At 55.1% G+C, this 15,485-nt stretch carries 10 protein-coding genes; all 10 read left to right on the forward strand.

Features of this window, described 5'->3' with window-relative positions; all coding sequences use genetic code 11:
• Positions 1-174 precede the first annotated feature (174 nt).
• The 10 genes from BLR08_RS17105 to BLR08_RS17150 all read left to right on the forward strand — a co-directional run bounded on the left by BLR08_RS17105 (position 175) and on the right by BLR08_RS17150 (position 15,427).
• Positions 175-1,341 (forward strand): alginate lyase family protein, encoded by a 1,167-nt coding sequence (locus BLR08_RS17105; protein WP_256257710.1) that lies wholly within the window; start codon positions 175-177, stop codon positions 1,339-1,341.
• A 195-nt stretch (positions 1,342-1,536) separates the two neighbouring features.
• The gene (locus BLR08_RS17110) at positions 1,537-3,408 is read left to right on the forward strand and encodes a chondroitinase-B domain-containing protein (RefSeq protein WP_072333281.1); all 1,872 of its coding nucleotides are present in this window, start codon (positions 1,537-1,539) and stop codon (positions 3,406-3,408) included.
• Positions 3,409-3,978: 570 nt separating this feature from the next.
• Positions 3,979-5,676 carry a GDSL-type esterase/lipase family protein gene (locus BLR08_RS17115; RefSeq protein WP_083537339.1) on the forward strand — a complete coding sequence of 566 codons (1,698 nt, stop codon included), beginning with the start codon at positions 3,979-3,981 and terminating at the stop codon, positions 5,674-5,676.
• 236 nt (positions 5,677-5,912) lie between these two features.
• The gene (locus tag BLR08_RS17120) at positions 5,913-6,938 is read left to right on the forward strand and encodes a response regulator (protein WP_072333278.1); all 1,026 of its coding nucleotides are present in this window, start codon (positions 5,913-5,915) and stop codon (positions 6,936-6,938) included.
• Positions 6,938-8,752: a cache domain-containing sensor histidine kinase gene (locus tag BLR08_RS17125; protein WP_072333275.1), complete on the forward strand. Its 1,815-nt coding sequence runs from the start codon at positions 6,938-6,940 to the stop codon at positions 8,750-8,752. Before BLR08_RS17120 ends, BLR08_RS17125 begins: the two co-directional genes overlap by 1 nt.
• An 86-nt stretch (positions 8,753-8,838) precedes the next feature.
• Positions 8,839-9,813, forward strand: a complete 975-nt coding sequence (locus BLR08_RS17130; protein WP_083537337.1) for an ABC transporter permease — start codon at positions 8,839-8,841, stop codon at positions 9,811-9,813.
• Between the two features lie 19 nt (positions 9,814-9,832).
• Positions 9,833-10,726 carry a carbohydrate ABC transporter permease gene (locus BLR08_RS17135; protein WP_072333272.1) on the forward strand — a complete coding sequence of 298 codons (894 nt, stop codon included), beginning with the start codon at positions 9,833-9,835 and terminating at the stop codon, positions 10,724-10,726.
• An 83-nt stretch (positions 10,727-10,809) separates the two neighbouring features.
• Positions 10,810-12,408 carry an ABC transporter substrate-binding protein gene (locus BLR08_RS17140; RefSeq protein WP_256257709.1) on the forward strand — a complete coding sequence of 533 codons (1,599 nt, stop codon included), beginning with the start codon at positions 10,810-10,812 and terminating at the stop codon, positions 12,406-12,408.
• A gap of 170 nt (positions 12,409-12,578) precedes the next feature.
• Entirely contained in the window at positions 12,579-13,826 is a 1,248-nt protein-coding gene (locus BLR08_RS17145; RefSeq protein WP_072333269.1) for a multidrug effflux MFS transporter, read from the forward strand.
• 104 nt (positions 13,827-13,930) lie between these two features.
• Positions 13,931-15,427 (forward strand): DHA2 family efflux MFS transporter permease subunit, encoded by a 1,497-nt coding sequence (locus tag BLR08_RS17150; protein ID WP_256257708.1) that lies wholly within the window; start codon positions 13,931-13,933, stop codon positions 15,425-15,427.
• Positions 15,428-15,485 lie beyond the last annotated feature (58 nt).

The raw sequence follows: 15,485 nt of genomic DNA on the forward strand, positions 1-15,485 counted from the left end.
CGAAGTCGAAGAAAGAGAATGGATATGGGGTGGAAAGCGAAAGCGTCCGCCTTTGAAGTCGTGCCCTTACCTTTAAGAATAAATTCCAATTGGACACGACTTCAAGAGCGGTTGGAACCCCATATCCATTCCTCCCACGCACCGAAAGCAGGGAGACGTACGTAGAGATTTTTAATGACTTGGCCGACGGCCAGATTTTATAACGAGAGGATGATGATGATGCTCAAGATGAGCCTGGAAACAGAACAGCGGAAAAACTTGTTTGATGAGGAGAAGATCAGAGCGCAAGCCGAGCTGTCACTGACTGCTCCGACCGTTCACATCACCGATGACGCCGCCCCTTATAGCGTCGGCACGCGGCATGATTTTTACTCGAATGGCGATTATTGGTGGCCGAACCCGGATACGGCTGATGGACTGCCCTACGTCCGGCGGGACGGCGAGAGCAATCCCGGTAATTTCAACAGCCACCGCATGATATTGCGCCGGATGAGGACGCATGTCGCCCGGCTGGCGTCCGCCTATGTGTTGTCAGGCCAAGAGGAATATGCCGCCAAGGCGGTGTTGTTTTTGCAGGAGTTTTTTCTGGATGACGCGACGCGGATGAATCCTCATCTGCGGTATGCCCAAGCCATCCCCGGTGTAAGCGAAGGCAGGGGGATCGGAATTATCGACACGCTGCATCTGATCGATGTTCCGATGGCTGCCGTTGCTTTGCGCTCCTCCGCCGCTATGACGGATGAAATGATGGGCGGTCTGCGGCAATGGTTTGCCGAATACTTGCATTGGATGAGCACGCATCCGAACGGGCTTGAGGAAATGAATGAGGCGAATAATCACAGCGTCTGCTGGTTCGTTCAGGCGGCTGCTTTCGCTTATTTCACCGACAACGCAGAGATGCTGGACTTTTGCCGGCAGCAGTATAAGCATAGGCTGCTGCCCGGCCAGATGGACGCGGATGGAAGTTTTCCATTGGAGCTGAAGCGGACGAAGCCGTACGGGTACTCCTGCTTCATTCTGGACAATATGGTGACGCTCTGCAGCCTGCTGTCCACGCCCGAAGACAATCTGTGGACGTATGAGCTGCCGGACGGGAGAGGAATCCGGAAGGGGCTTCATTATTTGTATCCTTATCTGCTGGACAAGACCGCTTGGCCATACCCGCCCGATATCGAGCATGATGAGGCTTGGCCGGCGGGCATGTCCTTCCTGCTGTTCGCGGGTCTCGCACTTGAAAACAACGAGTACGTGAACCTGTGGCGAAGTCTGGAGCAAGACCCGGAGGACGTTGAGGTCAGACGTAATATGGCAATTCGGGAGCCGTTATTGTGGCTTCTTTAAGTTAAGTTGAGATTTTGATGACGTTTTTCTTGTTTTAATGATTTATCTTTGGAAGTTTTTAGGCTATAAGTGAGTTCAGAGTGCGCACTCTACCCTTTGAAAACGCTTTATTCTCGGTTGGGAAGAAAGGATCAAGGAAGGAATGATTGAGCTTTCAAGCAAGGCTTTTCATTATTCTGGGAAGGGTGTGTAACGATGAAATCATGGAAAACGGCTATGTCTCTTGTGCTTGGGGTAAGCTTGCTGCTGCCCGGACTGCCAGGGACTGCCGACGCAGCGGCGGTAAAATTGTCTGTGCCTCCGGGTTCCGTAACAGCCAGCGCGGATGACGGCAATGTGCCCGCCAATACGGTGGACGGGAATCTTTCTACCCGGTGGTCGGCCAGCGGGGACGGCCAATGGATCAAATTCGATCTCGGCTCGAACAAGTCGCTTGATTATATCAAGGTGGCCTTCCAGAGCGGAACGGCTCGAACGTTTACCTTTGATATTCAGACGTCGACGGATAATGTGAATTTTACAGCGGCGCAAAACGGCGTCACCAGCAGCTTGAACGATGCTCTGCAAACCTTCGACTTCCCGGATGTCAGTTCGGCCCGCTATGTCCGCCTCGTCGGCCACGGCAACTCCGTAAACGCGTGGAACAGCTACACCGAGGTGGAGATTTACGGGGAGGACGGAGGAGGCAGCGGCGGCACTACGGTATCTACCTCCGCGCAGCTGCAAGCAGCGCTGAACAGTGCAACGGCGGGCACGACGATCATTCTCGCGAACGGGACTTACACCAATTCGTCGGCATTTACGGTAACGAACAAAAACGGAACCTCCGGCAGCCCGATTACGATCAAGGCGGCCAATCCGGGCCAGGCGATCATATCCGGAGGAGCGGCGCTTCATATCTCGAACTCCTCTTACATCATCGTCGAAGGCTTGAAGTTTACGAACTCGGGCAAAACGGCGGTGCTGCTGAACGGCTCGAACAACGTGAGAATTACGCGCAACCGGTTCGCGCTGGCGGCGACCGGCGGCGATTTGATCTGGCTGCAGGTCAGCGGAACGAACAGCCATCATAACCGGATCGACCGCAACGACTTCGGAAATAAAACCGATACAGCCCCGCTGATCGCCTATGAAGGGGACGGCAACGGCAATATTTCGCAGTATGACACGATCGAATACAATTATTTTCACGATGTCGGTCCGTGGGTAACCAACGGCAAAGAGACGATCCGTCTGGGACTCTCCGGCCTCTCGCTTTCGAACGGCTATAACACGATTCAGTACAATTTGTTCGAGAACACGGACGGCGAGCCGGAGATCGTATCTGTGAAGAGCAGCAGCAACACGGTCAGATACAACACATTTAAAACCTCCAAGGGAGCTCTCACATCCAGACACGGTCACAGCAACAGCTTCTACGGCAACTTCTTCCTCGGCGACGGCGTCGAGTCAAAGCAGGACGGCATTCGGATCTATGGGAACGACCACAAAATCTACAACAACTACATGGAGAAGCTGACCGGCAAGGCGATTCTGGTCGACAGCGGGGATTATGACGGCGGCTCCAGCGGCTATCCGTCCAATCCGTCGGCTGACGATCTGAAGGCGCAATGGCGTGTGTACCGCGCTCATATCGTGAACAACACGATCCTCGACAGCTCGACAGGGATCATCGTCGGCTCGGGCAAAACGTATCATCCGAAGGACAGCCGGGTTGCCAACAACATCGTGCGCAACACGACCGACACGCTGTATGACGAGGCGGCGACCACAAATACGGTATTCGAGGGCAATATCGGATACGGCAGCACCGTGAACAACAAGTCGAGGACGACGGCGGAAATCTGGAATACGAACCCGCTGTTCACGACGGTTAGCGGCCTGCAGAAGCTGTCACCCTCAAGTCCCGCTATCAATTACGCGAAGGGATCTTATACTTATGTGACAACGGATATGGATGGGGAGACGCGTTCGACCAATGATACCGGAGCGGACGAAAGATCAAGCTCCACCAGCTTCGCCATTCGTCCGCTGGCAGCGGCGGATGTCGGTCCGAACGCTCCATAAGGCGAGAGCCGGCAGACAGAAGAAAGGGGCTGTCTTCAGAGCAGCCCTTCTCCTTTGGAGGATGTAGCCCCAACCCCGGGCAGTACGGAAAACCGTACAAACTGCTCCAACTTGCGGTAGAGAGGGCATACATGTGCGAAAAACCGTACAAAGTGCTCTCGACTTGCGGTCGAGAGGGCATACATGTGCGAAAAACCGTACAAAGTACTCCCGACTTGCGGTCGAGAGGGCATACATGTGCGAAAAACCGTACAACCCGCTCCCGACTTGCGATCGTAGCAGAGGATTTGTATGGAGCATCCGTCACGACTCAGGTCTACGAGCAAACGAGAAACCCGAATTATAACAAATACCCTGTCATTCGGGAAACGAGGCTACCTGCTAAAAGGGGACGCCTCGTTTTCCATGGCGGGCAGCTTGCCGTATCTCTGCTATTGACAGTCTGAACGTAAATAAACGCATTACAACGCTATCCTTTTCGAGGTATGATAAGCCTGTCAGATAGTATGACGCGAATCCTTCAAGAGAGGAAGACATTCGCGCAGAACGATCCAGGAGGTACAAACAGGCATGCATACTTTGTTTCAAACGGACAGTGAAATTCCGCAGTCCAAACGAATCGTCTTTCTGGGCGACAGCATTACGGACAATGGCCTGTATATCGCGCTGATGGAGGCCTATTTTCTGCATCACCTGCCGCAGCAGGGGCTGACGTTTATCAATCTCGGAGTGAGCAGCGAGACGGCATCCGGACTGAGCGAAGCGGCGCATCCGTGGCCTCGCCCCTGCGTGCATGACAGACTGGAGCGGGCTTTGCGGGAAAGCAGGCCGGACTGGCTCGTGCTTTGCTACGGGATGAACGACGGCATCTACCAGCCGTTCTCGGAGGAGCGGTTCCACGCTTACCGGGAGGGCATGCTCCGGGCGCTCCGGCTCGGCAAGCAGACGGCCGAGAAGGTGATCGTCCTCACCCCGCCGCCCTATGATCACCGCTCCAAGCAGCTGCATCCTGATTACGCCGGCGAAGCGGCAGCGGGAGCGGAAACGGACAAAGGCTTCAGCTGGAAATCGCCCGATCCCGGCTACAACGGGGTGCTGCGCCGGTACGCCAACTGGGTGCTGACGCTTGCGGACGGGCAGGAAGCCGATGCGGCCATCAATATACATGACCCGCTGGCCAAAGACCTTGAGGAGCTGCGAAATGACAACCCGGATTACATATACGGAGACGGCATTCACCCCAATGCCCGAGGGCATTGGATCATCGCGAAGACGCTGCTCAGCCGGCTGTTCCATGTGACGCTGGAGCGGATGCCGGATTACGCGGCCGACCCGGATGCCGCGTCGTGGTTCCCGGCCGTGCTGGAGCGTCATCGGCTGCTCGGCGCAGCCTGGAAGGAGCATGTGGGCCACACGAATCCGAACAAGGCTGAAGAAGCGCTGCCCCTCGCGGATGCGCTCGTGCGCGCGGACGCCCTCCGGGAGCGAATCTTGGGCGCAGCGGCCTTCGGATCAGACGCTGCCATTCCCGCGGATCTGAAAACCTCCGACTGGAACGGGTATAGGCGGTACGACTTTTATGTAGGCGGACGGGAAGCGATCGTCGTAGAGCCCAAGCGCCCTGCCTCCGGGAAGCCCTGGATATGGCGGGCGGAGTTTTTCGATGCGTTCGCCTACGCCGATCGTGCGCTGCTCGAACAAGGCTGGCACATCGCCTACTGCCGGCTCAGTCATATGTATGGCTGTCCTGCGGCGGTGCGCAGCATGGAGAGCTTCAGAAAGTGCGTGACGGGCGTCTTCGGTCTGGCCCCGCGCATGTCCTTATTCGGCTTCAGCCGGGGAGGCTTGTATGCGGTCAACTATGCGGCTGCCTATCCGCAGCATGTGTCCGCCTTGTATCTCGACGCGCCTGTACTGGATATTTGCAGCTGGCCGGGCGGCAAGGGAGCGGGCAGCGGCTCGCCCGCCCAGTGGGAGGAATGCCTTGCCGTGTATGGACTCACCGAAGAGAAGGCAGCAAAAGAACATGCCCTCAAGGCGCTGAGCCATGCGGGGAAGCTGGCGGCAGCGGATATTCCGGTGCTGCTGATCGCCGGAGACGCCGATACGGTTGTGCCGTACGACGAGAACGGCGAACGGTTCGAGCGATTATACCGGGAGGCGGAAGGCCGCATTCAAGTTATCGTGAAGCCGGGCATAGGCCATCATCCGCACAGTCTGGAGAATCCGGAGCCGATCGTGCAGTTTATCCGCAGTCACCCCTTCTAAACTTAAGCATGGACCGGGCATCGGTCCTTACCCGCTTGATGGGCTCGTCCCGGCAAGCGGGTAATTTTCATGCCTTCTTTCGATATTGAAGCTGCGTTTCACTTTTTGATGATTTACTTCCCCGGGATTCCGGAAAGATAATAGATCGAGCTGAATTGTGAAGGACATGTACGCCCGCCAGGGGCTTGTTACAACATAACCCGAATACAGGGGAATCTGCGTGAGGAGGCAGGAAGATGCCCAGCATTTATGTGCTTGATGACGAACCTATGATCGTGAAAGGTCTGAAGGTGCTGATCGACGAATATAACCGGTTCAGCGAGGTTGTCACCTTTACGGACAGTGCGGCGGCGTTCGCGCGTATCGAGGCGGAGCCGCCCGATATTGTGATCACCGACATTCGCATGCCGCGTATGGACGGTCTGGAGCTATGCCGGCTGATCCATGCGAAGAGGCTTCCCGTCAAGGTGATCGTGCTTTCGGGGTACGGAGATTTTTCATATGCGCAGAAATGCCTGTCTTACGGAGTTAAGGAGTATTTGCTGAAGCCCGTTACGGAGCTGGAGCTTTATCCCGTATTCGACAAGCTGCTCCGCGAGCAAGGGACGGCGACAATGTCCTTCGCCCGGTTCGAGCGATGGGTCGATGAGCTGGAGGAGGCGGTGTGGACGCTGAACCATGACCGGGCCGCCGAGCTGCTCATGCAGGGGAGAAGCGAGCTGGCATCCGATGAAACGGACACCCGGCAGCTTCGCCAAAGGGCGGCGGACGGGATCAATCTGCTAGCCAGAAAGCTTAGCGCCCGGGGCGTGCATCATTTTCAGCCGGCGCTTTCGCCAGAACCCGGAGATAACGCAACCATAGATTGGCTAACAATGGAAGCTTCCGTCGACGCATGGATGAAGAAGCTGTCCGAGCTTCGGGGGAGCGACCGGGTTCCTATTCTGGAAGCGGCTTTCGCTTATATCGATTCCCATCTGTTCGAGGAGGACGTTACGCTGGAAAAGGTTGCTGATCGGCTGGGCATCACGCCGACGTATTTCAGTCATTTTTTCAAGAAAAATACGAACGAAACTTTCGTGCAGTACCGGCTTCGCAAGCGTCTCGAGAAAGCAAAGCAGCTGCTGGCCATCCCTCATTATAAAATCATCGATATTATGGTGGAGGTCGGCTATGACAGCTATCCTCATTTTTCCCGGATTTTCAAGAAGTCGACCGGCCAGTCCCCGACGGAATACCGTTCCACATTGGGGATCAAGTGATGAGGAAAAGTCTGGGCAGGAAAGTATACCTGTACTTTGTCATCATCATAGCGCTTATTCTGTTGTCGGTCGGCGTGACCGGCTATTGGCGTTCGTCCATGGCGCTGGAGAGCCAATACGAAGGCTTGCTGGCTCAGATCGTCGACAATGTTTTGCATGAAACCGATCTGTATCTGAAAAATTATGAGCGGGCGACCGTATCCGCCTTGTCTTCTCCGCTGGTCAAGGAAGCGCTGGACTTGCCGGCCGGCTCGATAAGCGAATTTTATACCTCGGGGAATGTGATGAAGTCACAAGTATTTCAGCCGCTTCTGATCAATAATCCGGAGATATCGATGGTTTATATATACGGCGACAACGGATTCCAGGTGTCCGATTTTAACATTCATATCGTACCGTTTCATTACAAGGCATTCGAAGAATATATCGCCCAGCTGAGGGAAGAATCCGATATAACCGGCAAGCTGAGAATTCAGGACTCCGGTTTTCTGGACGGCCATCTCACACTGGTTCGCAAGCTCGGCGATCGGACCTCCTCCAGCGTGTTCAAAGGTCTGATGGGCTTCGAGCTGAGGATCGGCGAGCTGAATACGTTGTGGAAGGGAATCCGGCTTGGCGAATCCGGCTATTTTTTTATCGTTAACAGCCGGGGGAAAATATTGTATCATCCGGACTCCTCGCGCGTCGGCAAGCAGCTGGACGGCAGTCAGCTTCAGACCGCGGAGGCCGAGAGCGACCATCTATTCGAGATGCCGGGCGAGCCTGGGCGGGTCTTCTTTGCCAGAACCTCCAGCTATTCGGGCTGGATGCTGGTGGCCAGCATGTCGCGCAGCGAGCTGCGCATGCCGATCGCCCAGCTGCGGCAGACGACGATCACCGTCGGCATCGTCACGCTGCTGCTGGCTTCGCTGCTCGCTTACCGGTTCGGACAATCGATCATCCGCCCGGTGCGCCTGCTGGAGAGAGGGATGCGCCAGACAGAGCGGGGCCAATGGACCCAGGTGCCCCTGACGGGCAGCCGTGACGAGATGGACCGCTTAATATCGAGCTACAACACGATGGTCAGACGGCTGGAGGAGCTGGTCGAACGTGTGTACGAATCGGAGCTGCATAATCAGGAGCATCAGCTCAAGCGGCAGCTCGCTGAATTCCAGGCGCTGCAGCTGCAGATCAATCCGCATTTTCTGTACAATACGCTGGAAATTATTATCTGCTATGCGGTCATCCAGAAATCGAGCGAGATTAAGGATATCGTCCGCTCGTTATCGTACATGCTCCGCTACTCCATCCGGACCGATCTGGAGGAAATTACGCTGGCCAACGAGCTGAAGCATGTGCTTTATTTCATGACCATCATGAATTACCGCATTCAGCGCGATTTCGAGATTGACGTGCGGATTCCTCCCGAGCTGCTGCTGCATAACATGGTTCGGCTTACGCTGCAGCCGCTTGTGGAAAATGTATTCAAGCATGCGTTTCCCGGAGGGATTGAGGACGCTCATAAAATTACGATCGGGGCGCGGGTCGACAACGAAACGTTCCTGGTGACGGTCGAGGACAACGGCTGCGGGATGCAGCCTGAGGAGCTCCTGCTCTTGATGCGGCGCCTGATGCACAGCCGGGAGGAAAAGCCCGGCGGGCAGGCGGGAGCCGAAGGCAGCATAGGGCTGGCCAATGTCCATAACCGGATTCAGATGGTTTTTGGCGCCGAATACGGGTTATCCGTAACCAGCGAGTCTGGGAGGGGAACGATCGTGACGATCCGGATGCCGGCCCCGCAGCAAAAAACGTCATATCGAAGTAAATCAGGATAATGCCCCGATATCAGCCTTCTTGTATGCTAGTTCCAGGTAAAGGCCATATACCGGAACGAAGACATACAACGGCCAAGGAGGGATTTATGGAAGTATTAGCTGATAAGGCCCGTTCCGCATCTGCTGCCGCAGCCGGCAGACAGAGCTTCGCGTACAGGCTGAGAAAAAATGTCGCCAGCCGCTGGCAGCTCTACGTACTTATGCTGCTGCCTCTCTTATACTTGATCGTGTTCAAGTATGTGCCGATGTACGGAGCGATCATTGCGTTCAAAAATTATATTCCCACCAAGGGGATGCTGGGAAGCGAATGGGTCGGATTTAAGCATTTTATCCGTTTTTTTCATTCTTATGAATTCGCCCGGGTGATGAAAAATACACTGCTGCTCAGCTTCTACGGGCTGTTCGCCGGATTTCCGTTCCCGATCATTTTGGCGCTCAGTCTGAACTATGTCAATTCCCGCTTCTTCAAGAAGACGGTGCAGATGGTCACTTATGCGCCGCATTTTATCTCGGTTGTCGTAATGGTCGGCATTATTCTCCAGATGCTGGACCCGCGGGTTGGCCTCTCCAGCCTGATCATGAGATTTTTCGGGCTTGAGCCGATTAACTTCATGGGCGAAGCTTCCATGTTCAGTCATATTTACGTTTGGTCCGGAATTTGGCAAAATGTCGGATTTTCCTGCATCATCTATTTGGCCGCCCTTGCCGCCATCGATCCGGCTCTGCATGACGCAGCGGTGGTAGACGGGGCGAACAAGATTCAGCGCATGCGGCATATCGACCTTCCCGGCATTTTGCCGGTAGCCGTCATCCTGCTGATCATGAGCACAGGCGATATTCTGGACTTGGGCTTCGAGAAAATATTGCTGATGCAAAATCCGCTGAATATGAGTTCCTCCGAGGTGATAGATACATTTGTGTACAAGGTGGGACTGGCTTCAACGGGCATCAACTATTCGTATTCGTCGGCTATCGGCTTGTTCAAATCAGTCATCAACCTCATTCTTCTCGTTGTGGTCAACCGGATCGCGAGAAAAGTGGGAGATACCAGCCTATGGTAGGAAAGGAGGCTAACCTCTAATGAATGGACGCATGAAAGAAACGATGGATGACCGGGTATTTACGTATTTGAATTACTTTATACTTGGCATCTTTACCATCACGATATTGTACCCGCTGGTTTATATTGTTAGCGCTTCCTTCAGCTCTACGACGGCGGTTATCTCCGGCCGGGTGTGGCTGTACCCGATTGAGCCTACGCTGGCAGGCTACGAAGCGGTGTTCAAGCACCGGCTTATCACCTCCAGCTTCCTGAATTCGATCTTCTACACGGTGGCCGGCACCGCGATCAATGTCGTTTTTACCTTGATGGCGGCCTATCCGCTGGCCAGAAAAGACTTTATGCCCCGCAATGCGATCATGATGCTGTTCGTGTTCACGATGATGTTCTCGGGAGGACTTATCCCGTCGTACCTGCTCATCAAGGAGCTGGGGATGATCGACACCAGATGGTCGCTCATTATTCCGGGGGCGCTGGGCGTATGGAATGTGATCATTACCCGTACCTACTTCCAGACGACGATTCCCGACGAGCTGCTGGAGGCCGCCCAGATGGACGGCTGCAGCGACTTTACCTTTGTGCGCAAAATCGTTATTCCGTTATCCGGTCCGATTATCGCGGTCATCGTCCTGTTCTACGCCGTCGGCCACTGGAATCAGTATTTCAGCGCGCTGCTGTATTTGAAGCGACAGGAGCTGTATCCGCTGCAGCTGGTGCTGCGGGATATTCTGGTCCAGAACGAGGTCGACGCCTCGATGATTACCGATGTGGCCGATCAGGCGGCCAGAGAAGGGCTGCGCGAGCTGTTGAAGTTCTCGCTTATCGTGGTATCCACGCTGCCTGTACTAATCATTTATCCTTTTATCCAACGTCACTTTGTTAAGGGCATGATGATCGGTTCTTTGAAAGGCTAAATCTTAAGGGGGATATAGGCTATGAAAAAGAAGCTGATGGGACTCATTTCGTTGACGGCGGCAGCAGCCTTGCTTGTAAGCGCTTGCTCGGGGCAACAGCAGCCTGCGGCGAATCCTGGCGATGCGAAGCCGGGGACGGCCGAAAGCGATCAGGTGACGGAAGCGGGCGTTTTCCCGATTACGAAGGAGAAGACGACACTGAAGGTCATGGTCAGGGGCTCCAGTATCATCGAAAACTTTGCACCAATGAGTTCACGAAATGGCTGGAGGAGAAAACGAACATTCATATCGAATGGGAGATCGCTCCGGAGAAAACGTTTGCCGAGAAGCTGAATGTGACGCTGGCAAGCGGAGAATATCCCGATGTGCTGCTTGGTATGAACGTATCGCCGGTGCAACAGTCCATATACGGCAAGGACGGCGTATTCATCCCCCTAAACCCTTATATTGAGAAGTACGGCGTTGAGATGAAAAAGATGTTCGGGCAGGTCAGCTACGTGAAAGATTTCATCACCTTGCCGGACGGCAATATTTATTCGGTGCCCCAGGTCAACGATTGCTATCATTGCTCGATGGGACAGAAGATGTGGATCTACAAGCCGTGGCTGGACAAATTAGGCATGAAGATCCCGACGACAACCGATGAGTTTTATCAGGTGCTCAAGGCGTTCAAGGAGAAGGACCCGAACGGGAACGGCAAGGCGGATGAAATTCCGCTTGTAGGGGCAATCAACGGCCCGTCCTCCACGCTGGATCTGTTTCTCACCAGTGCATTCATCGAAAAGGATTTCAATCACTTCTATGTCACGAACGGCAAGCTGCAAGTGGCGTTCAATCAGCCTCAATGGAAGGAGGCGCTCAAGTACCTGAATAAGATGTTCGCCGAGGGGCTGATCGCGCCGCAAACCTTCACACAGGACCGGAACCAGCTGAAGCAGATGGGTCTGAACCCGGAGATCCCGATCGTCGGTGCCGTTGCTTCGCAAAATCAGACGGTGTTCGTGGATGTGGATAATCCGAGGTTCAAGGATTATGTGTCGGTGCCGCCGCTGAAGGGACCCGGGGGCGTTCGCTCGACCGCTTATAATCCGTACGCGGCTTCCAGCGGACAGTTTGTCATCACGAACAAGGCTAAAAATCCGGCTGCCGCCTATCGGCTGGCCGATTTCCTTCTCTCGGAGGAAGCGACGCTGCGCAGCACGATCGGCCGTCCCGATCAGGAGTGGGTCCGTCCGAAGCAGGGCCAGCTCGGTCTCAATGGCAAGCAGGCCACCTGGCAGCAGATCGCGACTTTCGGCAAGCTGCAAAATGTGCACTGGGCCCAGCTGGGACCTTCGCTGCGGACGAATGAATGGCGGCTGAGCGTCTACGCCGACGGCAATCCGCTGGAGACAACCTTATATAATGAAACGAAAAATAATTACGAGCCTTACATTATCGATGCCGCCAAAATCGTACCGCCTCTGTTTTTCACGACGGAGCAAGCGGAGGAGCTGGCAACACTGGATAAGTCGATCAAGGATTACCGAACGGAGTTTTTCGCCAAAGCCGTGACGGGCGCATTCGATGTTGAGAAGGAATGGAACAACTACCTCGGCACGCTGGACAAAATGAACATCAAGCGTTACCTGGAAATTTACCAGTCGGCTTACGACCAGTTCAAGGCCAAGTCCAAGAAATAGAGAAGCGAAGAAGCATCCGGCGAACAGATCGTCCAGATGCTTTTTTGTTTTAATTAAACTTCCCTTTATATAGTTAATTAATAAATAAAAGCTGTTCAACAGCCTGAAATGCTGTTAGGATAAGAAATATGTTTTTTAGAGAAAAAGACGGATAGGAGACTCAGGAGAGGATGAACAGTGAAACTTTAGTAAAGAGCGGATCCGCCGGCCGGAGCCGGGTCAGATTCGCTTTGCTGCTGGGAGCCTTCTCGGCTCTCGGACCTTTTACGATTGATATGTATTTGCCGTCCTTCCCGGAAATTGCCGCGGAGTTCGGCACGCAGGCATCCCTTGTGCAGCTCAGCCTGACGGCCTGTTTGCTCGGGCTGGCAGTCGGGCAGCTCGTCATGGGTACACTAAGCGATGTGATGGGCAGACGTAAGCCTTTGCTGCTGGCTATGATTCTGTATGCGGCCGCCTCGCTGATCTGCGCGATTGCGCCCAGCATAGGCTTCTTTATCGCGGTCCGCTTCATTCAAGGATTCGCGGCTGCCGCAGGCATCGTGATCTCGCGGGCGATCGTCCGCGATGTGTACAGCGGCCATGAGCTGACCAAGTTTTTCTCCCTGCTGATGCTGGTAGGCAATCTGGGGCCGCTGCTTGCTCCGGTCGCCGGCAGCGGGGTCATTGCGGTGACGGCATGGAACGGAGTGTTTTTGTTCCTCGGGCTGGCCGGTCTGCTGCTCGTGATGGCGACCGTGTGGAAGCTGGATGAAACGCTGCCCGAGGAGAAGCGCGTCTCCAGCAATCTCCTGGAGCTGATCGGCAACTTCAAGTCGCTGATGAAGGACCGGCAGTTTGCCGGCTATGCGCTGGCTCAAGGCATTATGATCGCAGGCGTGTTCGCCTACGTATCCGGCACTCCGTTTATTTATCAGAAGATTTACGGCGCGTCGCCGCAATTATTCGCCTTTCTGTTCGGCTCCAACGGAATCAGTCTGATCATCGGCTCGCAGGTCGTGGGGCGGCTTGCCCATCGGATCTCCGAACGGCGTTTTCTTGTCATCGGCCTGCTGCTGTCGGTCGCGGCGAGTTTCACGGTGCTGCTCGTGGTGCTGTTTCAAGGGCCGTTATTCGCATTGGTTATTCCGCTGTTTTTCTTCGTCGCTTCCATCGGGATGACGGCGACCGCTTCGTTTTCCCTCGCGATGGAGACTCAGAGCCGACTGGCGGGCAGCGCTGCGGCTCTGCTGGGGCTGATTCCATTTTTGCTCGGAGCGGTCACCTCGCCCTTAGTAGGGATCGCAGGTGAAGATACGGCCGTTCCTCTGGGGATCATCATCTTGGCGACAAGCGTGCTGGCTCTTTTGTCTTATCTCGGCTTGGCCAGAGGACCGGTTGGGAAAACGGGCCGCGCTTCTGCGGAGAGCCAGGGTTAGCCATCAACTTTAGCAATCGGGAAGAAATGCAGGCCACGGGCACATGTTAAAATAGGTAAGAAACATCATATCCATTGCAAGAGATATAGGAGAGGAGCAAGAAAGTGAGTACTGTACATGCAAAACCATCGCAGACAAGCGGAGGGACATTCGGGAGCAAGGGCAATTTCCTCGTCATCATGGTCATGATCCTCGGTGTGTTTGTCGCGATTCTGAATGAAACGCTCTTGAATGTGGCGTTGTCGAAAATTATGGCCGATATCGGGATAGAGCCAAGCAAAGCCCAATGGCTGAGCACGGGATATCTGCTTGTCATCGGGGTGCTGATTCCGGTCACCGCGTATCTTATCCAGCGTTTTACGACGAGGGGATTGTTCCTGACGGCCATGGGACTGTTTTTCGTGGGAACCTGCATCGCGGCCATAGCGCCGGGCTTCGGTATGCTGCTTGCCGGCCGGGTGCTGCAGGCTGCGGGAACGGGGCTGCTGTTTCCTCTGCTGACCAATGTGGTGTTCTCCGTCGTTCCGCTGGAGAAGCGGGGCTCCGCCATGGGGACGATCGGGATCGTGATCACGTTCGCTCCCGCCATCGGACCTACCTTGTCCGGCATTATCGTGGAGCATTTCAGCTGGCGGGTGCTGTTCTACGGGGTGCTGCCGATCGCGTTGTTCGTTATTATTTTTGCTTACGCGAAGCTTAAAAATGTCACGGAGACGACAAATCCGAAAATAGACGTGTTGTCCCTGCTGCTCTCGACGATCGGCTTCGGAGGGATTGTGTACGGCTTCAGCAGCGCGGGCGAAGGGCATGGGGGCTGGGCGAGTCCTCAAGTGCTGACGCCTGTTCTGATCGGTCTGGCCGCATTGACGCTGTTCACCTGGAGACAGCTTAAGCTGAAGCAGCCCTTGCTCGATCTGCGGACGTTCACCTACCGCATCTTCCGCGTGTCGACCGTCATCATGATGATCGTGATGATGGCGATGTTCTCCGCCATGATGCTGCTGCCGATTTTTCTGCAAAACGCGCTCGGCTACAGTCCGCTGGAGGCGGGGCTGGTCATGCTGCCGGGCGGCATCCTGATGGGCATCATGTCTCCGATCACAGGCCGGCTTTTCGATAAATTCGGCGCCAAGTGGCTGGCCATCGTCGGGCTGGCGCTGATCGGCAATACGCTGTGGCAGTTCGCTTCCATCACGCTGTCAACGTCCTACAGCACGATCATGATCATGAACACGCTGCTGATGCTGGGTATCTCCATGCTGATGATGCCGGTCATGACCAATGCGCTCAATGAGCTGCCGCCTGCGCTTTATGCGCACGGCACCGCCATTATCAGCACGCTCCAGCAGGTGTCGGGAGCGGTCGGCACCGCCTTGCTGGTGACGATCATGACGATCAGCTCCGCCGGCTACGCGGCAAACGCAGGGAATGTTCCTGCGGCCGAGCTGAAGGCATTGTCCTTGATCGCGGGGATGAGAAGCGCGTTCCTGCTGGCCTTCGCCCTGGTGGCGCTTGCCTGGCTCGCTTCATTCCTGCTGAAGCGCGCCGTTCCGCCGCAAGGCGACAATGAGCTGAATGGGCACCGGGCGCCTGCGCACTGATTGACGGGTGCGTGCTCAGTGAGCGAGCCGCCTGGCAGGGCGAGATATTTGGAAAAGA

The sequence above is a fragment of the Paenibacillus sp. cl123 genome (assembly GCF_900101595.1).
GTDB lineage: Bacteria > Bacillota > Bacilli > Paenibacillales > NBRC-103111 > Paenibacillus_G.

What these genes read in the sequence shown, in the direction of transcription:
- BLR08_RS17120 (WP_072333278.1), top strand. Translation starts at nt 5,913, where the DNA reads ATGCCCAGCATTTATGTGCTTGATGACGAACCTATGATCGTGAAAGGT.
- BLR08_RS17135 (WP_072333272.1), top strand. Translation starts at nt 9,833, where the DNA reads ATGAATGGACGCATGAAAGAAACGATGGATGACCGGGTATTTACGTAT.
- BLR08_RS17130 (WP_083537337.1), top strand. Translation starts at nt 8,839, where the DNA reads ATGGAAGTATTAGCTGATAAGGCCCGTTCCGCATCTGCTGCCGCAGCC.
- BLR08_RS17125 (WP_072333275.1), top strand. Translation starts at nt 6,938, where the DNA reads ATGAGGAAAAGTCTGGGCAGGAAAGTATACCTGTACTTTGTCATCATC.
- BLR08_RS17115 (WP_083537339.1), top strand. Translation starts at nt 3,979, where the DNA reads ATGCATACTTTGTTTCAAACGGACAGTGAAATTCCGCAGTCCAAACGA.
- BLR08_RS17145 (WP_072333269.1), top strand. Translation starts at nt 12,579, where the DNA reads ATGAACAGTGAAACTTTAGTAAAGAGCGGATCCGCCGGCCGGAGCCGG.
- BLR08_RS17105 (WP_256257710.1), top strand. Translation starts at nt 175, where the DNA reads ATGACTTGGCCGACGGCCAGATTTTATAACGAGAGGATGATGATGATG.
- BLR08_RS17110 (WP_072333281.1), top strand. Translation starts at nt 1,537, where the DNA reads ATGAAATCATGGAAAACGGCTATGTCTCTTGTGCTTGGGGTAAGCTTG.